The sequence below is a fragment of the Arthrobacter sp. B2a2-09 genome (assembly GCF_027587375.1).
Taxonomy (GTDB): Bacteria; Actinomycetota; Actinomycetes; order Actinomycetales; family Micrococcaceae; genus Arthrobacter.
In genome coordinates, this window is sequence record NZ_JAMXIC010000004.1 from 32,159 (window position 1) to 54,423 (window position 22,265).

The 22,265-nt window shown below is 61.9% G+C and carries 19 protein-coding genes and 1 riboswitch; of the genes, 7 read left to right on the top strand and 12 right to left on the bottom strand.

Annotation, left to right across the window (positions count from 1 at the left end):
* Positions 1-13 precede the first annotated feature (13 nt).
* Positions 14-1,570: a multiple monosaccharide ABC transporter ATP-binding protein gene (gene mmsA / locus NFJ07_RS05780; protein ID WP_269993139.1), complete on the bottom strand. Its 1,557-nt coding sequence runs from the start codon at positions 1,568-1,570 to the stop codon at positions 14-16.
* A 138-nt stretch (positions 1,571-1,708) separates the two neighbouring features.
* Positions 1,709-2,899, bottom strand: coding sequence for an ROK family transcriptional regulator (locus tag NFJ07_RS05785; protein WP_269993141.1), 1,191 nt, complete (start codon positions 2,897-2,899; stop codon positions 1,709-1,711).
* A gap of 240 nt (positions 2,900-3,139) precedes the next feature.
* On the opposite strand from NFJ07_RS05785, the gene NFJ07_RS05790 reads away from it, so the two are divergent.
* Positions 3,140-3,949 carry a nitrilase-related carbon-nitrogen hydrolase gene (locus NFJ07_RS05790; protein WP_442865300.1) on the top strand — a complete coding sequence of 270 codons (810 nt, stop codon included), beginning with the start codon at positions 3,140-3,142 and terminating at the stop codon, positions 3,947-3,949.
* A 28-nt stretch (positions 3,950-3,977) separates the two neighbouring features.
* Here the strand turns inward: NFJ07_RS05790 and NFJ07_RS05795 are convergent, their stop codons facing one another.
* From NFJ07_RS05795 to alr, 7 genes are all read right to left on the bottom strand, one after another.
* Complete coding sequence (locus NFJ07_RS05795) at positions 3,978-4,439, bottom strand: hypothetical protein (RefSeq protein ID WP_269993145.1); 462 nt, start codon at positions 4,437-4,439, stop codon at positions 3,978-3,980.
* 71 nt (positions 4,440-4,510) lie between these two features.
* Positions 4,511-4,828: a hypothetical protein gene (locus NFJ07_RS05800; protein WP_269993147.1), complete on the bottom strand. Its 318-nt coding sequence runs from the start codon at positions 4,826-4,828 to the stop codon at positions 4,511-4,513.
* A complete protein-coding gene (locus NFJ07_RS05805; protein WP_269993149.1) occupies positions 4,812-6,239 on the bottom strand; it encodes a hypothetical protein in 1,428 nt (475 codons plus the stop codon). The genes NFJ07_RS05800 and NFJ07_RS05805 overlap by 17 nt, the downstream gene beginning before the upstream one ends.
* Positions 6,240-7,037 carry an ATP-binding cassette domain-containing protein gene (locus NFJ07_RS05810; protein ID WP_269993150.1) on the bottom strand — a complete coding sequence of 266 codons (798 nt, stop codon included), beginning with the start codon at positions 7,035-7,037 and terminating at the stop codon, positions 6,240-6,242.
* Positions 7,028-7,267, bottom strand: a complete 240-nt coding sequence (locus NFJ07_RS05815; protein ID WP_269993151.1) for a hypothetical protein — start codon at positions 7,265-7,267, stop codon at positions 7,028-7,030. The genes NFJ07_RS05810 and NFJ07_RS05815 overlap by 10 nt, the downstream gene beginning before the upstream one ends.
* A 243-nt stretch (positions 7,268-7,510) precedes the next feature.
* Positions 7,511-9,118 (bottom strand): PucR family transcriptional regulator, encoded by a 1,608-nt coding sequence (locus tag NFJ07_RS05820; protein ID WP_269993152.1) that lies wholly within the window; start codon positions 9,116-9,118, stop codon positions 7,511-7,513.
* Positions 9,108-10,328, bottom strand: coding sequence for an alanine racemase (gene alr / locus NFJ07_RS05825; RefSeq protein WP_269993153.1), 1,221 nt, complete (start codon positions 10,326-10,328; stop codon positions 9,108-9,110). Before alr ends, NFJ07_RS05820 begins: the two co-directional genes overlap by 11 nt.
* Before the next feature lie 219 nt (positions 10,329-10,547).
* Between alr and NFJ07_RS05830 the strand changes: the two genes are divergently transcribed.
* The 4 genes from NFJ07_RS05830 (at position 10,548) to NFJ07_RS05845 (ending at position 16,694) form a co-directional block, all read left to right on the top strand.
* On the top strand, positions 10,548-11,978 hold the full coding sequence (locus NFJ07_RS05830) for an amino acid permease (RefSeq protein ID WP_269993390.1): 1,431 nt from the start codon (positions 10,548-10,550) through the stop codon (positions 11,976-11,978).
* Positions 11,975-13,699, top strand: a complete 1,725-nt coding sequence (locus tag NFJ07_RS05835) for a flavin monoamine oxidase family protein (protein ID WP_442865301.1) — start codon at positions 11,975-11,977, stop codon at positions 13,697-13,699. The genes NFJ07_RS05830 and NFJ07_RS05835 overlap by 4 nt, the downstream gene beginning before the upstream one ends.
* Before the next feature lie 425 nt (positions 13,700-14,124).
* Entirely contained in the window at positions 14,125-16,335 is a 2,211-nt protein-coding gene (locus NFJ07_RS05840) for a glycoside hydrolase domain-containing protein (RefSeq protein ID WP_269993154.1), read from the top strand.
* On the top strand, positions 16,332-16,694 hold the full coding sequence (locus NFJ07_RS05845; protein WP_269993155.1) for a hypothetical protein: 363 nt from the start codon (positions 16,332-16,334) through the stop codon (positions 16,692-16,694). The genes NFJ07_RS05840 and NFJ07_RS05845 overlap by 4 nt, the downstream gene beginning before the upstream one ends.
* Positions 16,695-17,433: 739 nt before the next feature.
* On the opposite strand, the gene NFJ07_RS05850 is transcribed toward NFJ07_RS05845, so the two are convergent.
* From NFJ07_RS05850 to purU, 3 genes are all read right to left on the bottom strand, one after another.
* Entirely contained in the window at positions 17,434-17,961 is a 528-nt protein-coding gene (locus NFJ07_RS05850; RefSeq protein WP_269993156.1) for a gamma carbonic anhydrase family protein, read from the bottom strand.
* A gap of 93 nt (positions 17,962-18,054) precedes the next feature.
* Complete coding sequence (locus NFJ07_RS05855; protein ID WP_269993158.1) at positions 18,055-18,744, bottom strand: class I SAM-dependent methyltransferase; 690 nt, start codon at positions 18,742-18,744, stop codon at positions 18,055-18,057.
* A gap of 117 nt (positions 18,745-18,861) precedes the next feature.
* The gene (gene purU / locus NFJ07_RS05860; RefSeq protein ID WP_269993160.1) at positions 18,862-19,722 is read right to left on the bottom strand and encodes a formyltetrahydrofolate deformylase; all 861 of its coding nucleotides are present in this window, start codon (positions 19,720-19,722) and stop codon (positions 18,862-18,864) included.
* A gap of 36 nt (positions 19,723-19,758) precedes the next feature.
* Positions 19,759-19,844: riboswitch (ZMP/ZTP riboswitch) on the top strand.
* Between the two features lie 84 nt (positions 19,845-19,928).
* Between purU and glyA the strand changes: the two genes are divergently transcribed.
* Entirely contained in the window at positions 19,929-21,248 is a 1,320-nt protein-coding gene (glyA, locus tag NFJ07_RS05865; RefSeq protein WP_442865302.1) for a serine hydroxymethyltransferase, read from the top strand.
* Positions 21,249-21,256: 8 nt separating this feature from the next.
* Entirely contained in the window at positions 21,257-22,168 is a 912-nt protein-coding gene (locus tag NFJ07_RS05870) for a bifunctional methylenetetrahydrofolate dehydrogenase/methenyltetrahydrofolate cyclohydrolase (RefSeq protein ID WP_269993161.1), read from the top strand.
* Positions 22,169-22,265: the final 97 nt, after the last annotated feature.

Here is a 22,265-nt window from a genome sequence, read left to right on the forward strand (position 1 = left end):
GAGATGACCGGGGTCAGGCGGCTTTGCGGCTGGATGTCATGAGCTTCATGAGGCTCTCCTGGCTGGCTTCTTCCTTGTTGAGCACGCCAGTGATGGAGCCCTCGAAGATGGTGTAGATACGGTCCGAGAGGCCCAGCAGCTCGGGGAGTTCGGAGGAAATCACAATCACGCCCTTCCCTTGGTTGGCCAGCTGCTGGATGATGCCGTAGATCTCGTACTTGGCGCCGACGTCGATTCCGCGTGTGGGTTCATCCAGGATGAGAAGGTCAGGATCCGTGAACATCCATTTGGCGAGAACCACCTTTTGCTGGTTTCCGCCGGAGAGCTTCGAGACGCCTTCCTCCACCGACGGCGTCTTGGTGCGCAGCGACTTCCGGTATTGCTCGGCCACCATGAACTCCTTGTTGGTGTCCACAACGATTCCCCGGCTGATCTTCTTCAAGTTGGCAGACACCGTAGTGGTCTTGATGTCGTCCAGGAGGTTCAGTCCCAGGCTCTTGCGGTCCTCCGTGACGTAGCCGAGACCGGCGTCGATCGCCTGGCGGACGCTGCGCATGGTGATCGGCTTGCCGTCCTTGTACACCTGCCCCGAGATGAACCGGCCGTAAGAGTGGCCGAAGACGGAGCGGGCAAGCTCGGTGCGGCCTGCGCCCATCAGGCCGGCAAAGCCGACGATTTCGCCGCGGCGCACGTGGAAGTTGGAGTTCTTGCAGACCAAGCGGTCCTGGATCTGGGGATGCCCGACGTTCCAATCCTTGACCTCGAAGAACACCTCGCCGATCTTCGGCGTGTGGTCGGGGAAGCGGGACTCGAGCGTCCGCCCGACCATGCCCTTGATGATGCGGTCCTCGTCGACGCCGTCTTCCACCACGTTGAGCGTCTCGATGGATTTGCCATCGCGGATGATGGTGATCTCGTCCGCGATCTGCTCGATCTCATTGAGCTTGTGGGAAATGATGATGGACGTGATGCCCCGGCCCTTGAGGCCAAGGATCAGATCCAGCAAGTGCTGGGAGTCCGATTCGTTGAGGGCGGCAGTGGGCTCGTCCAAGATGAGCAGCTTGACGGACTTGTTCAGCGCCTTGGCGATTTCCACCAGCTGCTGCTTGCCGACGCCGATTTCCTTGATCGGGGTATCCGGGTTCTCGCGCAAGCCAACCCGTGCGAGCAGTTCGATTGACCGCTTGCGTGCCTCGGCCCAGTCGATGATGCCACGACGGACGGGTTCGTTGCCGAGGAAGATGTTTTCCATGATGGAAAGCTCGGGGATCAGTGCCAGTTCCTGGTGGATGATCACGATTCCCGCATGCTCGCTGGCCCGGATGTCCTTGAACTGCTGGACTTCCGCCTGGTACACGATGTCGCCGTCGTAGCTGCCGTAGGGGTAAACCCCGGAGAGCACCTTCATCAACGTGGACTTTCCTGCACCGTTTTCGCCGCAGATCGCGTGGATTTCGCCCACCTTGACCCGGAGGCTAACGTCCGAGAGCGCCTTCACGCCGGGGAATTCCTTAGTGATGGACCGCATCTCGAGAAGAACCGGATCCTGGTGCGTTATGGGGGTCGACATACCCTCGCGCCTCCAATGTTTGACGTCGTTGTCGGCTCGGGGATGGCGAGCCTATCTGATGAGAAAGTAAACTGGATCACACCGCTTGTCGTCAAGACTTTAACGCAAGACGGCGATAACAGCGTGGTAACGAAATGTTCAGGACTGCTTGATTCCGGCGTGCTGGAACACCAAAGCGGCCGCCCCGAGGGCCTCCGCCCGGGCGCCGAGCGAAGACATCGCGAGGTGCGTTGTCTCGCCGATTACAGGCACCGCATGGCGGACGAGGCCGCGCCGGATCGGGTCCAGGAGGATGTCGCCGAGGCCGGCCAAGGGGCCACCCACAACGATGACTTCCGGATTGATGAGATTCGCCACATTGCCCAATGCGCGCCCCACCGCGAGCCCCGCGTCGTCCACCACGCGAAGGGTTGCCGGATCCCTCGCCAGGGCGTTGCGGACAATGTCCTCGGGCTCGAGGTGCAGCCCCGAGCCCTTCCCGAGCAGCTCGATCATGGTGGTGGTGGAAGCCATCGTTTCCAGGCAGCCCCGGTTGCCGCAGCGGCAGATTGCGCCGTATTCGTGGATGGTCGCATGGCCGATTTCTCCCGTGATTCCCACCGCCCCGTAGTAGGGCGCGCCGTTGATGATGAGGCCCGCTCCGATGCCGGAGCCGATCTTGAGGAACATGAGGTTGCCGATCCCGCTGTGGGGTCCCCAGGTGACCTCGGAGAGGGCGCCCAGATTGGCGTCATTGTCAACGTATACGGGAAGATCGAGGGCTTCCTCCAGTCGTTCGAGAATCTGGATCCCCACCCATTCAGGCAGGATGGCACCCTGTGCCACGGTGCCGGAGCGGCGGTCGATGGGGCCGGCTATGCCGGCGCCCGCGCCCACTATCGCGCTCCGGTCAACCCCGCTTTCGATCAATAGTTTGTTGAGGAGGGCGACGGCGGCGCTGATGCCCTGTTCGGCGTGGTGGCCAAGGGGAAGCGTGACCGTTTCCTCGATGATGATGTGATAGCCCAGCGAGGCCAGGACCACCCGCAGGTGGCGCCGGCCAAAATCGATTCCGACGGCGACCGCGCCGTTGCTGTTGAGCCTGACGTTCAGTGCGCGGCGTCCGGAGCTGGTGATCGGCTCGGTGGAGACGAGCCCCGCGTCCTGCATGATCTTGACGATGTTGGACACCGTTGCCGTGGAAAGGCCGGTCTGCCTGGCGAGTTCGGCCTGGGTGGATGGGCCGCTCAGCAGGCATTCGATGAGCCGCTGCTGGTTCAGGTGGCGCAGCGCTGATTGCGAGCCGGGGTTTTTGCGGTGGCTCTTCGTCGAGCTGGATGTTGCAGGCATGACATGAAGCGTGCCTCAAATCACAGTTGCAGTCAAGAAGTTAACGCAATGGAGTAAACTTGCATCGGCATCATGAACTATGCCCCCAATTTGTACGAACCATCCCCGTGGGGTCCTCCGCAGGTCCATTTGTCCTGTGGGACCGGCCTGCGGCTGGCTAGTCTGGAATCACGAGTAATCCCGGGCGCGTCTCCCAAGAACGCCTGCCGGGGGATGCAAGGTGCTATCGAGGTGGTAATGATGCTGCTGTCCGTCCTACAGGCCAACGCTGTTGTCCTGGACATCGACGCCAATCTAAAGACGGTCGATGCTGCGGCGCAGCGCGCTGCCACGGCAGGGGCCGCTTTGCTGCTGACGCCCGAGCTCTTCCCAGTGGGGTACGCGCCGCTGAGGCTCCACTCGGAGCTGGATGCTGCAGCGCTCCCAGGCATCCGGGAGCGCCTTGCTGACATCGCCCGCACGCACGGAATCGGACTGGTCTACAGCCTTCCCGCACCGGCTGCCGATGGCAGCTGGCATATCTCCGCCACTCTTCTGGACGCGCACGGAACCGTGCTTCTGGACTACGACAAAGTGCACCTCTTCGGCGGGGAGGAGCGAAAGGCGTTCTCCGCCGCCCAAGCAGCTCCCGGCGTCGTGGACTTCAACGGGGTCAAGACGTCGCTGCTGATTTGCTACGACGTCGAGTTTCCCGAAACTGTCCGCGCCGCGGCCATGCGAGGCGCTGAACTTCTGCTGGTTCCAACCGCCCTGTCCGCGGGCTTCGACGCCGTGCCGCAAGTCCTGATCCGGGCCCGGGCGCTGGAGAGCCAGCTCAGCGTGGCCTACGCGAACCACAGTGGCCACGAGGACGGTTGTGACTTCCTTGGCGGTAGTGTGGTCGCCGGTCCGGACGGTTCATTGCTCGCTGCTGCCGGGGATGGTGCGGCATTGCTGTTCGCCGAGATTTCCACGGAAGGCGTCAGGGCCGCCCGGGAACAGGTGCCGTACCTGCGCGAGCGCCGCCCGGAGCTGTACCGGGAGTGGGAAGAGTCTGCACCAAAAGGTTGAGGTTCGGTGCATGGCGTGGAAGGGCAGCTCAGCAATTGACCCCGGGCGCGAGTAACCCAACAGGCCGAGCCCACGCACGGATTCCGAGAATGAGGCTGCGTCCATCACCAAAGAATGGCAGAAGGAAGACTGCATGCAACAGGAACCAGTACTGCAGGAATGAACCGGGTGCGAGTAGGGCAACCACCGCCCCGGCCAAGCATGATGCACTCGGGCCAAATATCGCCACGATTGCGATCTGCCACCCGTAGAGACGCCCGACGGGAATAACGGAGAAGCGAAGGACGCCGGCAGATATCACGACGTCGGAGACCCCGTGAAACAGCCGCATACCCACGACGTGAGACGACTCGTGCACCAGAAAACCGGCCAGCAGGAAAAGTGCATGCGCAAGGAGCCACAGGCCAGCCTGGAAAAGTATCGGGTCAGTGGTCATGGTGGCCAGGAAGGTGCACGCCGTGAAGCCGAGAGCAGCGGCGGCAAAAGGCAATCTACATGACCATATGAGTTGCTTGGCTATCAGCCCGGCAGTCACATCCCGGAGGGCGAACTTTCGAGGGGTCAACCCTGGTCCGCTTGCAGGAGTCGCTTCTTGTGGAGCTTTAGGCGTTCCAGGACTGATGCAACGGCAACATAAAAGACCAGCGATGCCGCGAAGACAAAAGCGATGGGCGCGCCGTTTGACACCCCGATTTCCAATGCGGTCGCCCCGTCGGGCTGTGCATGGGGCTCGAAGAAGAGCGCGCCGAACAGGCCAAATTTCCTGACTCCTATTTCGGACGCAGAGAACATCGTGGTGATGAAACTTGCGACAACGACGATCATGGTGACAACAAAAGAGACTGTCAGCCCGACGATGAATCTAAGCAGCCACTTCATGGCGTGCAATCCTTTCCATTCTTCGCATACCCAGGATGCTGTAAAAGACGACCAGCATGTTAAGCGCGGTGAAAATTCCCGCACTGATCATTGGATCAAAGTTAAAGACGTTCAAGCCAAGTGCCACAATCATGACGACTATCACCGTGAGCAGGACCCCGATGATGACAGTGAATGGGTTTCCCTTCTCGGGAGGGAAAGCGATGCCAACCAAGGTTGATATGAGAATGTTGCTCAAGCAGAATCCCGCCACTGGCAGGCACGTTTCGAAGGCGACTCCCTGGGCCACGGAAATCGTGATGACTGGGATGCCCACAGTCACCAGGAGAACGCCTTGCGAGCCTATGAGACGTAAGTAGTTCGCCACGGTGCTGCCCGGATAGGTGACCATGCGTCGCAGGGGCTCCGAGTTTGAAAATGCATAGACTCCCTGAAACGTTATGAGGGCAAGTGCGTAGGGCGGCAACACCAAATGCTCGAGCCAGGCGAATACTGAATAAATGATGATAAAAGAGGCGGCCACCATTGTTTCGAAACTTCGAAACAAGACGAGAATGTAAACGCCGAACTTGCGATCTGCCAAGCGTGAAGGCAGAAAGACGAAGAAGCGACGCATCGGAACGTAGTTCCTGGGTGCGATGGCGACGATTGCCGGAATTAGTGCTGCTGATGTCGCAAGCAGCACTAAAGTGGAAAACAAGAGCCCGACGTCTTCCTGCAGCTTTGCGTAGAGTAAAGCAGGCGCGAAGTAGTCCCGCCCGTTGACGTAGCTTTCGGTAATCTGATTGCCCTGCTCGTTGGTTTGAGGAAAGGCGACCGCCAGCCCGAAAGCAAGCACCATCGGGACTATCAGGCCACGAAGTCGAGCTATCCTGAGGGCCTGTAAAGCACGCTCAAGCAGATAGTAGCCGAGGCTCAGAAGCAGGTACGTTGAAATAGCGGGGAACCAGATGGACGCCAGAACCCTCGGAATGTAATCCGTCCCCTCGATCAGCACGGTTGAAATGGAGAAAGCACCGAAAATGAACACGGTCACGAGGAGGACGAGGGACGACTCAAACAGCGCAAATGCCATGGTCCTTTCCTTGTTGGTCACCGGCAGATTGAAGGAGAGCCTTAGAAGCTCATCGGCCTTCATAAACAGCACCCGGATTAGTGTGTACGCAATAAGTACCCAGAATCCGACGGATGCGTTGGCTACTTGAAGAACAGGCTCAAGTAGGCCGGTTCCACCGAGATACTGGCGGATGACCACATAGCTCAACGCGTTGAATCCGGCGAACGCGACAACGAGTAGGAAGATGGCAGAAAGCCGAGCAGCCGGGCTGGCCAGCAGTCCTCGTCCCAGGACGCGTCTCACGATGAAGAGCCAGAACAGTCGAAACAGCAGGACAACGCTCTTGAGGCGCATTTATGATGGTTCCATTGCTTGAATGAATTCGTTCGCAAGGTCAGCTATTGTGCCGTGATCTTGGATAATTTTCCGGACCGGAGCCTGAACCACTAGGGCCCCTTGGATGAGAAGCGCCAGCTCGTCAGCGACGTGTTCCAACATGGTGAAGTCATGACTGCACAGCAGAACTGACCGGCCTTCTGTGGCAAGTTTCCGGATGTCCCGTTCGAAGAGGTTGATGGCGTCGATGTCGACGCCATTGAGGGTTTCATCGATTACGGTAAATCTTCGTCGGAGCATGAACGCGGCGATGAGTTGCAATTTCTTCCTCATGCCGTGCGAGTAGTCTTCGATCAAATCGCGGTGCCTGTCGCGCATGGAGTACCTGACGAATTGAGTCCTCAGTGCCGCGTGATCCATGGGTTCTCGGTAGAGGCCGTGCATAAAGCGCAGGTATTCCTCGCCTGTGAGGAACTCAGGGAGGTAATCATTGCTGGACAGGTAGATCGAAGACATCTTGGCGCTGCGGCTCTGACTGCTTTCAGACCCGATGCGGATGCGGCCGCTTTGAAGTTGGAGCAGATCCAGGATGACCTTTATCAGGGTGGACTTCCCGGACCCGTTGGGACCAATGAGGCCCATGATCTGGTCCTCGGCGATCGTGAACGAGACATCATTAAGCACTTGGGTTCTGGAGTTGTAGGCGTAGTTGACGTTGGCAACGCTGAGAGTCATGAGGGCGATTCCGATGCTCTGGTCGTGGTGGCAGCTTGTCAGTGCCACCACGACGGTTGGCTTGCAGCTGGTTACCTGCATTCAACGAACACAGAGACGCCCCATTGGCTCCAACTCCAGTTGCCAGTGAACCGGCCTCGTCCCTGCGTCAAGCACCAGATGGCCATCGCTGCGAGCAATACAAAAGCAAGCGCCATCAGGACGGCGAGAAACACCAGAAACCAGCCATCGTAACGAACAATCATTTCGTCAATCTTGGTTCGGGCCGCTGCCATCGTGCTGCTTGCATTCAACGCGATCGTAGTGAGCATTTCGTTCCTCCACTTCGATATGAGCTACTGGCGGACGCCGTGTAGCCGGCAGTCGAATGCTAGGCCGTGAAAACCGCGTCTCAGTGGTCAAACGGCGAAATTAAGTGGTGGAATGGGGCAAAATACGTGCAAAATCGACGTTTCTCAGTGTGGTCGCGGCACCGTCTACGTGTTGCGCAAGCACAAACGTAGACAGTTCTGTAGGCGGGCGGCGCCGAGACGACAACCCGGAAGTGCCGAAGACTAGGAGTCCGCTCCGCCCACCAAACCGTCCGTGTACTGCAGCGCGATCCAGAGCTCCGCGCGCACTTGGGCCTGGTTCAGGTCGGCGTCGAGCAGTTCGGCGAGCAGGCCGATCTGGCGGCGCACGCTGTTGCGGTGCAACCCCAGCAGTTTGGCGGAGGCGTCCCAGCTGCCGTTTTCGCTCAGCCAGCCCCGGAGCACTGCCAAGAGCGGATCGCGTTTATCGGCTCCCAAGGTAAGCACGGGTTCAAGAAGCCTCGCGGCCAACATGGACCCGGCCTCCCGTCCCAGGAGTCCGGTGACGGACCATGTCATCTCGTCCACCCGGGCGCTCCGTCCGCTGGACTGGACCCGTGAACGGAGCGAGGTCACGCGCTGGTGCGCTGCGGCGAGTCCGGTCAGCTCCGTCGGATCTCCAATCACGAGCCGCCAACCCAGCTTTTCGACGTCCGCCAGGAGGGCGTCGTCCACCTTCAAACGAGTGATCGCAGCGAATCCGTACTCGGTGATTTCCACCAGTTTGGTGTCGAACAGGCGTCGCCAATGCAATAGCTCGCGCACCGGGCTGTCTCCCGCGGGCCACTCGGGGGAGTCCACTTTGATGCCTTGGACCACGCGCAGGGGAGCGGATCGCGTGGAGGACAGGCTTTGGGCGAGGAGGTCCTTGAGCCCGTTGACGTGCCGGGTCCCACCGGTGGCAAGGCTTTCGGGGTGAAGCAACAATGCCGTGGCCAATTGGCTTGGCGCGAGCGAGCCGCTGGTCCGTTGGCGGACGAGCAACTCCAGCAACCCCACAACTGACTGCACCACGCTGTTCTGGGCGGGAGTCAGCGCAGCATCCGATCCCAGAATCAGGGCGCCCAGATTGGCGTCCTTGGTGCTCCGCAGCGGGTGGCCGAAAACCATCGCCGATCCCGGCTGCTCAAAGCCGTCCACCTCAACCCGCGGCCCGCTGCCCGAAAGGAGCCGTTCCAGCATGGGCTCCAGCAGTGAATGCTCGACGCCGGTGCTGCCGCCGGCAGCGTGGGCGCGCGCACGTACCCGCCCGTCCGCTCCGACGAGAAGTGCCCAGACGGGCACCTTCTGGACCAAAGCAGCGAGCAGCTCGTGCTCCGGCCGAGGGGAGAGGACCGCCCGCATGAGTTGCCTGTTGGTGTCCGCGAGCTGGCGGAAGACCTTCGCGTTATCCGATTCCAGAAGCTGGGAGAACTCCAGCCCGATCGCGGCGAACGGGATGGATTCCGGGATCTCAATCAAGGTGAGCTTATGCCGCCGGCACGCCTTGAGCAGCTCGGCCGGGACGGCGTCGAAATACGGCCTGATCCCGAACCCAAGCGCCGCCACCTTGGCCCCCACCAGCCGCCTCACGTAAGCGTCAACGTTCTCCCTGGACCCGCCATCCCCCAGGAAAGGGAGCCCCGCGGTCAGCAGGAACTCCCCATCCGGCAGGTAGGGGGTGGGATCGTCCAGTTCGCTGGGTTCAACCCAGCGCAGCAGCTCCCCGCCGCTGCCGCCGTCGTGGAGTATCTCCAACTCGGGCGGCAGCTGCTTCAGGAACTGCTCTAGCGTGACGAAACTCAGGCGGCTGGGGGTCGGCTCAGGCGACATCGCTCGCTGCCTCCTGGTAATCGGGGCACTCGTAGGCACCGGACTCATACACACGGGGGAGTCGCGGTGCGATCCGGTTGATGATCTCGTCACCATGGCTCCCGATGGCGGCGCCCCAATCGTCGGCGCTCGCAGCTCCTCCGGCAGGATCGCCGAACAGAACCGCCGTGTCTCCGACCTCGACTCCAGACGCATCCGGACCGAGGTCCACCATGAACTGGTCCATGCACACCTTGCCGATCACGGGGACTTTCCGTCCGGCGATCTGGACCAGGCTCCGCCCGCTGATGCCCTTGGGGATGCCGTCGGCGTAGCCAAGGGGGATGAGCCCGAGGTAGCGCGGCTCGTGGGTGATGGCTTGGTGTTCGTAACTGACGCCGGTCCCTGCCGGGACTTTCTTGACCATGACGAGCGGTGCGGTGACGCTCAAGGCGGGGCGCAGTCCGAAGTCGGCCGGATCCAGGTGGTCGGCCGGGGCCAAGCCGTAGATCGCCAGTCCGGCGCGGACCATGTCGAAGTGGAATTCGGGCCGGTCCAGGATGTTTGCCGAGCTGGATACGTGCCGCAACTGCGGGTCCAGGCCGGCAGCGCGGGCTTCGCGAACGGCGTCCTCGAACTCCGCTACGGCCGCGGCGTTTCCGGGGTGTGCGGGGACGTCGGCCCAGGCCAAGTGGGTCCAGATTCCGCGGACGAGTACCGTGCCGTCCTGCTCGGCCTTGCGCGCCTGGGCCACGAGTTCGGGCCAGTCCTCCTTGCGCGCGCCGCCGCGGCTGAGGCCGCTGTCCAGTTCCAGGTGCACGACGGCGGGGCGGCCCAGTTGCCTCGCGATCCCGGCCAGGACCTCAAGTTGACCGACGCTCCCAAGCGAAACGTCGACGTCGTACTCGAGTGCCTCACGTATGGTCGCGCTGGTCTGGGATGCCAGATATAGCCATGAAAGAACCGGCACTGTGATGCCCGCCTGGCGCAATGTGATGGCTTCGTTCAACTGAGCGGTTCCCAACCAATCAGCTCCTGCCGCCACCGCCGTGCGGGCAACATCAACGAGGCCGTGCCCGTAGCCGTTCCCCTTGACGACGGCCATGAAATGCGGTGCTGGGGTGCGCTTTTTGAGGGCTTTGATGTTGTCTGAAATCGCAGACAGGTCAACGCTGACCTGCCCGGAAAGCGCCGCTTCCGGCGTCGTTTCTGATTGTGCAATACGTCTCATGGTTGATCACTATAGGTCATTTTGCACCGCCGTGAGAGCTGGCTCACAGGCTTACGGTGGACACGGGAAACCGCAAACTACTCTGAAGGGACGTCAACGGTGACTGTGCCTACCTCCACCCAGACCAAGCCAACGCAAGCCACACCTACAGGTGCCAGTAACGCCGCTCGCCGCCCGGGGCTCGGTTCGCAGCTGCTGCGCCGCAAGCCGATCGGGCAGATGGTCAGCGAAGCCGGAAGCAGCGAAAGCGGTACGCCGCTGGTCCGCAGCTTCGGTGTCCTCCAGCTGACGATGATCAGTGTCGGCGCGACTTTGGGCACCGGCATCCTGGTGATCCTGGGTGAATCCGTGCCACTGGCTGGCCCCGCGGTCTGGATTTCCTTCGTAGTGGCTGGGCTGGCGGCATTGTTCTCGGCCGTGTCCTACGCGGAGATGGCGGGCCTCGTGCCTGTTGCCGGCTCCAGCTATTCCTACTCCTACGCCACGATGGGCGAGGGTATGGCCTGGATCTGTGGGTGGTGCCTCGTCCTCGAATACGCGGTCTCCGTGGCTGCAGTGGCCGTCGGCGCAGGGCAATACGTGAACGAGACGCTCGCGGCGTTCGGACAGTTCCTGCCGGACGCGATGTCCCAGCCACCGGGCAGCGGCGGCGTGGTCAACATCCCGGCCATGGCGATCGTGGTCCTCGCGATGATCCTGCTGGTGCGCGGTGCCAAGGAAAGCGCCTGGATCAACACCGTGATCGTGTGCATCAAGATTGTCATCCTGCTGTTCTTCTGCGCCGTTGCGTTCACCGCGTTCAACGCCGGGAACTTCGAACCGCTCATGCCCATGGGGGCCGCAGGCGTCTCGGCTGCCGCGTCCCGGGTGTTCTTCTCCTACATCGGCTTCGACGCCGCTTCCACGGCAGGTGAGGAAGCCCGCAACCCGAAGCGCGACATGCCCCGCGCCATCCTGCTATCCATGGTCATCGTGACCAGCATCTACGTCCTGGTTGCCGTGGCCGCCATCGGCGCCCGCCCCTGGGAATGGTTCGGCGGCACCGAGGCCGCCCTGGTCCAGATCCTCGAGGAAACCACCCACCAGCCCTGGATCGCGCTCGTCTTCTCCATCGGAGCCGTGCTCGCCATCGCAAGCATCGTCCTGACGGTCCTCTACGGCCAGACCCGCATCCTGCTCTCCATGTCCCGCGACGGACTGGTCCCGGAGGTCTTCGGCCGGATCTCTCCGCGCACCGGCACGCCGGTGGCCGGGACGCTCATCGTGGGCACCGCCGTCGCACTCACCGCGGGGCTCGTCCCGCTCGGCGCGCTGGCCGACGCCACCAGCATCGGCACCCTCTTTGCGTTCGCGCTGGTCAACGTCGCCGTGATCTACCTGCGGCGCAACCGCCCGGAGCTCAAGCGCAGCTTCCGCGTGCCGCTCTACCCGATCACCCCCGTTCTCGGCACGCTGATGTGTGCCTACCTCATGGCCAACCTGGGAGCCGACACCTGGGTGGTGTTCGGCGGCTGGATGCTGGTCGGGATCGCCCTCTACTTCGGCTACGGACGCCAGAACTCCAAAGTAGCGGCCCTGAGCGAACAGGAATACCGTGAACTATCCGCCAGGGTCGCCGACCCGGAAACTGTGAAGGCAGAACTTTCATGACCACCGCCACCGAATTGCCCACGGAACCCACACCCCGCGCGGGGCACACGGGAACTTCCCAAGCAACGCCGGCCGACGCTCCCATCACCATGCTGAACCCGGACTTCCCGTTCAGCTACGACCACTACCTGGCCCACCCCGACGGCCTGGCGGTTGTTCAGCCGGAACTGTACGGCACGGAGGTCGCGGTGATCGGTGCCGGCCTGTCGGGACTCGTCACGGCCTACGAGCTCATGAAGCTCGGGCTGCGCCCCGTGGTCTACGAGGCCGACCAGATCGGCGGGCGGCTCCGCACCGCGAGCTTCCCCTCCGCTCCCGGAGTGGTGGCCGACCTCGGCGGCATGCGCTTCCCGGTGTCAGGAAAGGCGTTCTACCACTACGTGGACCTCCTCGGCCTGGACACCCAGGAATTCCCCAACCCGCTCGCGCCCGCAACATCAAGCACCGTGATCGAGCTCGCCGGACAGAAGCACTACGCCGCCACATCTGCTGACCTTCCGGAGTTCTTCCACGAGGTTGCCGCAGCCTGGAAGGCCGCCGTGAATGACGGTGCTGCGTTCCAGGAAATGCAGGAGGCGATCCGGGCCCGTGACACCAAGCGCATCAAGGAACTATGGAACGAACTGCTCCCGCTCCTGGATGAGCAGACTTTCTACGGTTTCATCGCCGCGAGCAAGTCCTTCAAGGATGCCGGATTCGCGCACCGCGAGGCCTTCGGGCAGGTAGGTTTCGGTACCGGCGGCTGGGACACCGACTTCCCCAACTCCATCCTCGAAATCCTGCGCGTCGTCTACACCGACGCCGATGACCAGCACCGGCTCATCACCGGGGGAGCGCAACGACTCCCCGAGGCACTGTGGCACCACGCGCCGTCGGGCATGGCTCACTGGCCCGAGGGCACGTCGCTCGCATCGTTGCATTCCGGTTGCCCGCGCGGCGCCGTGGACCGCATCGAGCGAGGCGGGAACGGCGACCTCATGGTGCGCGAGCGTTGGGGCCGCGAAACGGGCTACCCCGCCGTCGTGACCACGTGCCAGTCCTGGCTGCTGTCCACGCGCATCCACACCCACGAATCGTTGTTCCCCTCGGAACTGTGGACCGCGATCGAGCGCTCGCATTACATGCAGTCGTCCAAGACCTTCGTGATGGTGGACCGGCCGTTCTGGAAGGACGTCGACCCCGAAACGGGCCGTGAAGTGTTGTCCATGACGCTGACCGACCGGCTCAACCGGGCAACGTACCTGCTCGACGACGGCCCGGACAAGCCTGCCGTCATCCTGCTTTCCTACACGTGGAACGACGACGCGCTGAAATGGCTCTCGCTCAATGCCGAGGAACGCGTCAAGCTCATGCTGCACTCGCTCGAGCAGATCTACCCAGGCGTGGACATCGCGAGCCACATCGTGGGCCAGCCCATCACAGTCTCCTGGGAGGCCGACCCGAACTTCATGGGCGCCTTCAAGGCGAACCTGCCCGGGCACTACCGCTACCAGCAGCGCCTGTTTACGCACTTCAAGCAGGACAAGCTGCCGGAGAGCCAGCGCGGCATCTTCCTGGCCGGCGACGACGTTTCGTTCACCGCAGGCTGGGCCGAAGGCGCTGTCACCACAGGGCTCAACGCCGTGTGGGGCGTCGTGAACCACCTCGGTGGTTCGTCCGTGGCAGGCAACCCCGGTCCCGGTGACTTGTTGGACGAGCTCGGGCCTATCAGCCTGGACTAGTTGCCGCTGTTGCGTTTGCGAGGTCCACTCTGCGTTCCTAAACCTGATCCAAGGACGCAGAGCGGGCCTCGCATTTTAGTGGGTTGCGCGCCTGCGTGGACCAGTTCGGTTCGTGAGCTGAACACGGTCCACAGCCATTGTTTGGCGTTGCTCTTCCGCAGTGCACGCCCAGGCCTGTATCCCGGACATCCACGCCTGCAGGCATCCGTCAAGAGTCGGTTTGACCGAATAATGATAGTGAGCTATCATTTACAAAATCATCAAAATTGGCCGCCTAATCCTTTTGTGAACGTTAGGCGGGGGGTGGACTCATCATGGCGCCGACTTGCTGTCGGTGGCGGTTCTAGAACCGGCTCCACCAATGTTTGATGGCGGCGTCTAGTAGCTATGACCCTTTACGAAAATGAAGCCAATTTGGGGGAATAATGGCAGACGTAATGGTTATCCGTGCGCAGAAATTCATCAACACCTACAACTCCGCAGGTATTCCAAAAGTGGAGGAGAACGGGCGAACGAGCTGGGCGGTCATGTTCGCCCTGACCCGGGCGCTGCAATTCGAGCTTGGTATCACCGTGCTGTCGGACAGCTTTGGCCCAACGACGTTGGCGACTCTTCAATCCAAAATGCCAAATATCGACGGGGCCACTCCTGGCGCTGGGCGCATTAATAAGATCATCCAATCGGCTCTGTATTGCAAGGGTTACGATGGCGGAGAAATCGACGGAATCTACAATCAGCGGGTCAAGGACGCCGTCCGAAAGCTGAAACTGGACATGGGAGTCCAAGAGGCCTTCCCTGGTGATGGCGTCGCGCCGAAAGTATTCAAGGCCCTTCTGACCATGGATCCGTACGTCCTGCTGCCGGGCGGAGACAGTGCTGTCCGTTCTGCCCAACAATGGCTGAATGCAGCGTACATCGCGCGTCGTGAATTCTTCATCGTCCCCTGCGACGGTTTCTTCTCACGGAATGTGCAGAAGGCTCTCATGTTTGCCATTCAGTACCAGATCGGCATGAGCGACAATGTGGCCAACGGATTCTTTGGACCGGGCACACAATCAGGGATTCGCAATAACACGTTGACAGTTGGCTCCACGGGAACCTGGGTTCGGCTGTTTAGCGCCGCCATGATCTTCAATAAACGTGCCGGAACCGCGTTTGCGGATGTGTTTACCGCTCAATTGTCTGCGCTGGTGTCCGATTTTCAAGGCTTCGCCAAATTGCCCGTCACGGGAAAAGGCGACTTTCAAACATGGGCGTCGCTTTTGGTTTCCACCGGCGATGTCACCCGGAGAGGAACGGCTGCCGACTGCATCACCACGATCACTCCTGCACGGGCTTCGGCTCTGACGGCGGCGGGCTACCAGATCATTGGCCGTTACCTGTCTAATGCTCCCCGCTCTACCTGGAACAAACAGATCGAACAAGGGGAACTCGCGGCAATCCAGTCAAGCGGTATGCGCGTCTTCCCCATCTACCAAACCTGGGGCGGCGCGGCGGCATACTTCAATGCCGGACAGGGGCAAGCAGATGCACTGGCGGCCATCGAAAGACTCCGCTTCTACGGGTTCAAGCCCGGCACGACCGTTTACTTCGCCGTTGATTTCGACGCCCTCGATTATGAAGTTACCGAGAACATCATCCCTCACTTCCGAGGGATCAAGTCCACGATGGACTTCAACGCCGCAGGCTACAAGATAGGTATCTATGGTCCTCGCAACGTGTGTTCCCGTGTAGCCGGCGAGGGGCTTTCAACAGCCAGTTTTGTGTGTGACATGTCCACCGGATTCTCGGGCAACCTGGGATATCCGCTGCCGGAAGATTGGGCCTTCGACCAGATATCAACCATCACTGTCGGGACGGGCGCCGGAAGCATCGAAATCGACAAAAACATCGCGTCGGGACGCGATGCGGGACAGAATTCATTCAATCCGCCGAAGGAAACTCAGGTGGTGGACGTCCTCCTTGATGCTCAGCTACAAGGGGCATTGATGGCCGACATCAAGTCATATCTCGAGTCGATCGGGGTTCCGGAGAAGGGCCTTGAATACGAAGGCGAGCCTCTGACCACGCTGCGGTCTAACACTGATGCGGTCGAGATGATCTTTCGTTTCGATGCGCAAATCACCCAGACTGCGGGTCGGTTCCGAGTGCCTAAATCGTTGGTCCAATGTCCCCTGTTGTGGGAGTACCGCAAGTACACGCACCTCGACACGGTGGCGGACGAGGGAGTGCGGCTCTACTACGCAGGACTCCTCGGGCGCGGCAACGATGATTCAAGCACCGGTCTGGGACAAATCTTCGCGAGGACTGCCATCCGGGCGCAAAACTACTGCATCAGCCAAGGAATGATGCCGGGCACAATCATGGATCCCAATAATAAGCCCGATGTGTGGACGATGTGGCAGAAACTCCAGGACGACAACTTCAATGTGCAAACCGCCGCCCAGGTCCTGATCCATGGAGCCGTCGATCAGGACGTGCTTCTGGGCAGGGGAAACCCCGAAAGCGAGTATCAGACGACTCTGGCCCGCTACAACGGAACAGGTCCAGACGCCCAGCGCTACGGGGGAGAACTCATAGGCCTCTACCGGGTGTTTGAGAAGTACAACGGCCTCTTGAGGAATAGGCGAGCATGACAAAAGCCCAGCCCGCATCGCCCGGCGCGGGGGAGCCCGGTTCGCTTGCGGCCGTCGTTTTCCTGAATCTGCTGGGCTTCCCATGGTTGGCACTAGCTTCACTGAACGCCGCGCACTTGATCCTGGAAAATGGCGGATACCCGGATGCCCGCTACGGTCAGGACGACACGAATCTCAGCATTTGCATTTTCTTCTTCGTTCTCATCACTGTGGTGTTTCTTCTCGCCGATGCTGTCGTGCTGCTGAAGCTAAGGCAACTCAAGAACCTTAAGTCATGGTCAGCGGGGTTGGGAACACTCCTTCTGCCAGCAATTGCCCTGTTTGTCTTTCTTGTCCTCACCGAGACCAATCTCGGTTGACTTTCCAAGCCGTTGGTCAACCAATTCGCGTCGTGAAAGGTCCAATCCCGTGAAGACTCCAAGTCGAAAAGTCGGCCGCCGCTCCCTTCTCGGCGCTGTATTGGGGGGAGCAATAGTCGTCGCGGGCGGTGCAATCGTCACGGCATCCCCAGCCGTCGCCCAAGCCACGCATGTTGTTGGGGCACCTTCAGGGAAGCAACCGAAACGAAGCAACAACGGCTGGCGAACGGCACAATCATCCGATACGAACGAAGGAGTTTGGGCGCGTCCTGTGCCCGGAAGTGCCGCATCAGTGTCGGTCCGTGCCGGAGATCCCGAAGCGATCCTGATTTACGTCGCTCGCCGCTTCAACTATGAGGTCCGGCCGCTAGGTAAAGGGGACGTGGTTGGCTTCCGACCGTTGTCAGAGATCGCGGCGGGTGTTTCTACGAACTTGGCATCAGGCACGGCTATTCAGATCTTGCCGGGTTCTTTCCCGTTCGGAAGCCGAGGCTATCTATTCGGCTCGGAGCTTCGAACCATCAGAAGCCTGTTAGCGGAGTGTGCTGGGGTCGTGGCGTGGGGTGGAGACTCAGATAACCCCGATGAATCTCTGTTCGAGCTCGTCAAGGGCCCCCGTGACAAAGACCTTGCAGCCCTCGCGACCAGAATTCGACAGTGGAACGATGAATCCGGGAAGGGCGCCGGCACAGTGATAGTCGGGGCATAGGTCTGCCGTGGGAGCTCTCGCATTTGCTTGTTAGGGGAGTTTCGCGTGCATCTCCCTGTGCGCCGTGGCGAGTTCCTTGTAGTGGGCCGCGTTGCGCTTCACGCCGTCGAGCTCTTCCTCGCTCAGTTCGCGGCGCACTTTGGCGGGCACACCGGCAACCAAGGATCGCGGCGGGATGACAGTTCCCTCAAGCACGACGGCGCCGGCGGCCACAAGCGAACCTGTACCGATGACCGCGCCGTTCAGGATGGTTGCGCTCATGCCAATAAGGCAGTCGTCCTCCACAGTGCATCCGTGGACGACAGCGCTGTGCCCGACGCTGACGCGCTCGCCTACGGTGCAGGGGAAACCGGGGTCGGCGTGCAGGACCACATTGTCCTGCAGGTTCGAGCCGGCGCCGACGCTGATCGCAGCGGTGTCTGCCCGGACTGACACACCATAGAAGGCGCTCGAGTCCTCGCCAAGGGTGGCCTTGCCGATGATGGAAGCCGTGGGTGCCACGAAGGCGGTGTCATGGATGACCGGGGTATCCCCGGCGAAGGTGTAAATGGGAGCCATGGGGCAAGCCTAGAACACGCCGTCTGGCCCGCCCATCCCAACTGGGTCGCATTAGGTGTCGCTATGAGCCTTGAAAACGACAACAAATGCGAGCTACTTGGGTGGGCCGGGAGGCGTTCGGAGGACCAGGAATTGGTAGTGCTGCGTCCAATTCCCCGCGCCGGGTCCGGACTCCGCTCCGGCTCCCTCGGGCCAGGTCTCAAAGTGCTCCACGTCGCCGTGCGCACCGAAGATGCGGCGCACGGCGTCGTCGCTCCGCCGGCTGAAGAACCGCCGCGGCTCGTCCTGGTCCTCGGGGTTGAGGACTTCTTCATCGTCACCGGACCAGAGCCCGACGGCGATCGGCGCGCCAGCCGCGCTGACCCGCACGAGCTCACGGACGACGTCGTGGATTACCGCGTTGGGGACGTGCAGGAGGGTGCTCATGGTCCACACGGCCGGGAAGGAGACGTCCGCGAAAGGCAAGGCGCGGCCGCTGGCCACGCTCGCGTCCAAGCCTTTGGCGCGGGCGACGTGGATGCTCTCCTCGGACAGGTCAACGCCCGTGTAGTGCAGTCCCGCCCGCACGAATTCCAAACCTTCGACGCCAGTGCCGCAGCCTAGTTCGAACAGAGAATGCCTGTGTTCGTCCTTGAGCAGGCGAATGAACCAATCGCGGCACTCCGTCCGATGCGTGGTCATGGCGCGGGTGTTCTGGATGCCGGCCTGCCGGTCGTAGTAGACGGCCAGGTTCGCCTCGTGATTGTCGGCTTCGTCGCTGAAGGCCCTCCGGGTCCCGTCCATGCACCCAGCGTAGAACACCCAACTAACTAGCAGTAGATGCCGTTATGAGGCGTCAAAACGACAACAAATGCGAGCTAGTTGGGTGGGGACGACGGGTAGGTGGGCAGGGGGGGAGCGCTAGTTGAACACCACCGTGCGGGTGCCGTCGAGCAGGACGCGGTGCTCGGCGTGCCACTGCACAGCCTGGGCGAGGGTGCGGCCCTCGACGTCGCGGCCCATCTGCACGAATTGCTCGGCTGTGCGGGCGTGGTCCACCCTGATGACTTCCTGCTCGATGATCGGGCCCTCGTCGAGGTCCGCCGTGACGTAGTGGGCAGTGGCGCCGATGATCTTCACGCCCCGGGCATGCGCCTGGTGGTAGGGCTTGGCGCCCTTGAAGGAGGGCAGGAAGGAGTGATGGATGTTGATGGCCTTGCCGTTGAGCTCGGTGCAGAGCTCGTTGGAGAGGACCTGCATGTAGCGCGCCAGGACAGTCAGCTCGATGCCGTGCTCCTGGATGAGCGCAAGGAGCTTCGCCTCGGCTTGTGGCTTGGTGTCCGGAGTGACCGGGATGTGGTGGAAGGGGATCCCATAGAACTCCGCCAGACCTTCGAGGTCCCGGTGGTTGGATACGATGGCCGGTACCTCGATGGGGAGGGTTCCGGAGCGTTGCTGGAAGAGCAGATCATTGAGGCAGTGTGCGTCCTTTGAACCCAGGATCAGGGTACGGACCTTCTGGCCCACCGGGTTGATCTGCCACTTCATGCCGAACTCTTCGGCCACCGGGGCCAGCGCCGAACTCAGTTCAGCCTGGGTCGAGGACGTCGTGGCTTCCACCCGCATGAAGAAGTTTCCCGTGCTGGGGCTGCCGTATTGCTGGGAATCGGCGATGTTGCAGCCAGCCTCCAACAAAGCGCCTGCGACGGCGTGCACAATTCCGGGCCGGTCCGGGCAGGACAGGGTTACAACAAAAGACGTAGGCAGGGTGGAGTCAGTCACACGATCAAGCCTACCGTTGCGCACCTGTTGTACTGTTTAAGTCGTCGCGACTGGCGTTGGGTGGTGTACCACCAGGGAGCGGCATTGATGAAGACCACGGATCGTACGCCTGGGCCGAGGGTCACGTTTTACTGTCGCTGTGCCATGCCCCGTAATCAAAGGCATGGAAAAAACCCAGCCGGTAGCCTGACCTGTAGAAATACCCGATGCCTATCCAGGAGATCTTCGTGACCACCAGCACCATCACCTCCGCGACCATCAGCAACCAGCCGCTTGCCGAGCTCGACCCCGAGATCGCCGCGGTTCTGGAACAGGAACTCGGCCGCCAGCGCGGCACCCTGGAAATGATCGCTTCCGAGAACTTTGCGCCCCGCGCCGTCATGGAGGCCCAGGGCTCTGTCCTGACCAACAAGTACGCCGAAGGCTACCCGGGCCGCCGCTACTACGGTGGCTGCGAATACGTGGACATCGCCGAGCAACTGGCCATCGACCGCGTGAAGGCACTCTTCGGCGCTGAGTACGCCAACGTACAGCCGCACTCGGGTGCGCAGGCCAACGCCGCGGCCCTGTCCGCCATGATCACTCCTGGTGACAAGATCCTCGGCCTTTCCCTGGCCCACGGTGGCCACCTGACCCATGGCATGAAGCTCAACTTCTCCGGGAAGCTCTACAACGTAGCTGCCTACCAGGTTGAAGAAGACACCTTCCGCGTGGACATGGACAAGCTCCGCGAACAGGCCATTGCCGAGAAGCCTCAGGTCATCATCGCCGGCTGGTCCGCTTACCCGCGCCACCTCGACTTTGCAGCCTTCCGCTCCATCGCCGACGAAGTTGGCGCGCTCCTCTGGACGGACATGGCCCACTTCGCCGGCCTCGTTGCAGCAGGCCTGCACCCGAGCCCGGTGCCGCACTCCGACGTCGTCACCTCCACGGTGCACAAGACGCTGTCCGGCCCCCGTTCCGGCGTGATCCTCGCCAAGCAGGAATGGGCGAAGAAGATCAACTCCAACGTGTTCCCGGGCCAGCAGGGCGGCCCGCTCATGCACGTGATCGCCGCCAAGGCTGTTGCCTTCAAGATCGCTGCCGGCGAGGAATTCAAGGAGCGCCAGGAGCGCGTCCTCGAAGGTGCCAAGATCATCGCCGACCGCCTCAACCAGGCCGACGTCGCTGAAGCCGGCATTTCCGTGCTGACCGGCGGCACCGACGTCCACTTGGTCCTCGTGGACCTGCGCAACTCGCAGCTGGACGGCCAGCAGGCCGAAGACCTCCTGCACTCGGTGGGCATCACCGTCAACCGCAACGCCGTTCCGTTCGACCCCCGCCCGCCGATGGTCACCTCCGGCCTGCGCATCGGTACCCCGGCCCTGGCTACCCGCGGCTTCGGTGCCACCGAATTCACCGAGGTTGCCGAGATCATCGCTTCGGCGCTGAAGTCCGGCTCCGCTACCGATGTTGAAGCATTGCAGGCCCGCGTCGACAAGCTCGCCGCTGACTTCCCGCTGTACCCGCAGCACGAGCAGTGGTGAACCCGTCCATGGCGCAGACCGCAAAGATTCTTGACGGCAAGGCCGCCGCCGCCGCCATCAAGTCCGAGCTGACTGAGCGTGTCGCTGCCCTGAGGGCCCGCGGCGTAACTCCGGGCATTGCCACTGTGCTCGTAGGTGCGGACCCTGCCTCGCAGCTTTACGTGTCCATGAAGCACAAGCAGTCTGTGGAGATCGGGATGAACTCGATCCAGCGTGAGCTTCCGGCGGACGCCACCCAGGCCCAGGTTGAGGCCCTCATCGACGAACTCAATGCGGACCCCGCCTGCCACGGTTACATCGTGCAGCTTCCGCTGCCCAAGCACCTGGACACCGACGCCATCCTCGAGCGGATCGACCCCGCCAAGGATGCCGACGGCCTGCACCCGACCAACCTGGGCCGGCTGGTGCTCAACGTCAACGGAGAGATCACCTCGCCGCTGCCGTGCACGCCCCGCGGCGTCATCGAGCTCCTGCAGCGCAACGGCTACAGCCTCGCCGGCAAGCACGTTGTGGTGGTCGGCCGCGGCGTCACGATCGGCCGCTCGATCGGCCTGCTGCTTACCCGCAGGGCCGTGAACGCCACCGTCACGCTGACGCACACCGGCACCAAGAACCTCTCGGAGCTGCTGCGGCAGGCGGACGTGATTGTAGGCGCGGCGGGTGCCAAGCACATCGTCAAACCCGCGGACGTGAAGCCGGGCGCGGCCGTGCTCGACGTCGGTGTCACTCGTGAAACCGACCCCGAGACGGGCAAGAGCAAGGTCCACGGCGACATCGATCCCGCCGTTGCCGATGTAGCCGGCTGGATTTCGCCGAACCCTGGCGGCGTGGGTCCCATGACCGTGGCGCTGCTCATGACCAACGTGGTCGAAGCTGCGGAACGCCAATTGGCAGCGGAAAGCGTCTCCGGCGTCGCCTGATTTTGCTTCCCACCGCCTTGTAGGGCGCCTACTCCCGCGGGAGTAGGCGCCCTACACCGTTAACCCGACGACGCCGGCGCCCTCCGCGGCTAGGCTC

Excerpts from the sequence above, each read along its gene's own strand:
- mmsA (WP_269993139.1), bottom strand. The coding sequence starts at position 1,570 with ATGTCGACCCCCATAACGCACCAGGATCCGGTTCTTCTCGAGATGCGG.
- NFJ07_RS05785 (WP_269993141.1), bottom strand. The coding sequence starts at position 2,899 with ATGCCTGCAACATCCAGCTCGACGAAGAGCCACCGCAAAAACCCCGGC.
- NFJ07_RS05790 (WP_442865300.1), top strand. The coding sequence starts at position 3,140 with ATGCTGCTGTCCGTCCTACAGGCCAACGCTGTTGTCCTGGACATCGAC.
- NFJ07_RS05800 (WP_269993147.1), bottom strand. The coding sequence starts at position 4,828 with ATGAAGTGGCTGCTTAGATTCATCGTCGGGCTGACAGTCTCTTTTGTT.
- NFJ07_RS05805 (WP_269993149.1), bottom strand. The coding sequence starts at position 6,239 with ATGCGCCTCAAGAGCGTTGTCCTGCTGTTTCGACTGTTCTGGCTCTTC.
- NFJ07_RS05810 (WP_269993150.1), bottom strand. The coding sequence starts at position 7,037 with ATGCAGGTAACCAGCTGCAAGCCAACCGTCGTGGTGGCACTGACAAGC.
- NFJ07_RS05815 (WP_269993151.1), bottom strand. The coding sequence starts at position 7,267 with ATGCTCACTACGATCGCGTTGAATGCAAGCAGCACGATGGCAGCGGCC.
- NFJ07_RS05820 (WP_269993152.1), bottom strand. The coding sequence starts at position 9,118 with ATGTCGCCTGAGCCGACCCCCAGCCGCCTGAGTTTCGTCACGCTAGAG.
- alr (WP_269993153.1), bottom strand. The coding sequence starts at position 10,328 with ATGAGACGTATTGCACAATCAGAAACGACGCCGGAAGCGGCGCTTTCC.
- NFJ07_RS05830 (WP_269993390.1), top strand. The coding sequence starts at position 10,548 with ATGGTCAGCGAAGCCGGAAGCAGCGAAAGCGGTACGCCGCTGGTCCGC.
- NFJ07_RS05835 (WP_442865301.1), top strand. The coding sequence starts at position 11,975 with ATGACCACCGCCACCGAATTGCCCACGGAACCCACACCCCGCGCGGGG.
- NFJ07_RS05840 (WP_269993154.1), top strand. The coding sequence starts at position 14,125 with ATGGCAGACGTAATGGTTATCCGTGCGCAGAAATTCATCAACACCTAC.
- NFJ07_RS05845 (WP_269993155.1), top strand. The coding sequence starts at position 16,332 with ATGACAAAAGCCCAGCCCGCATCGCCCGGCGCGGGGGAGCCCGGTTCG.
- NFJ07_RS05850 (WP_269993156.1), bottom strand. The coding sequence starts at position 17,961 with ATGGCTCCCATTTACACCTTCGCCGGGGATACCCCGGTCATCCATGAC.
- NFJ07_RS05855 (WP_269993158.1), bottom strand. The coding sequence starts at position 18,744 with ATGGACGGGACCCGGAGGGCCTTCAGCGACGAAGCCGACAATCACGAG.
- glyA (WP_442865302.1), top strand. The coding sequence starts at position 19,929 with ATGCCTATCCAGGAGATCTTCGTGACCACCAGCACCATCACCTCCGCG.
- NFJ07_RS05870 (WP_269993161.1), top strand. The coding sequence starts at position 21,257 with ATGGCGCAGACCGCAAAGATTCTTGACGGCAAGGCCGCCGCCGCCGCC.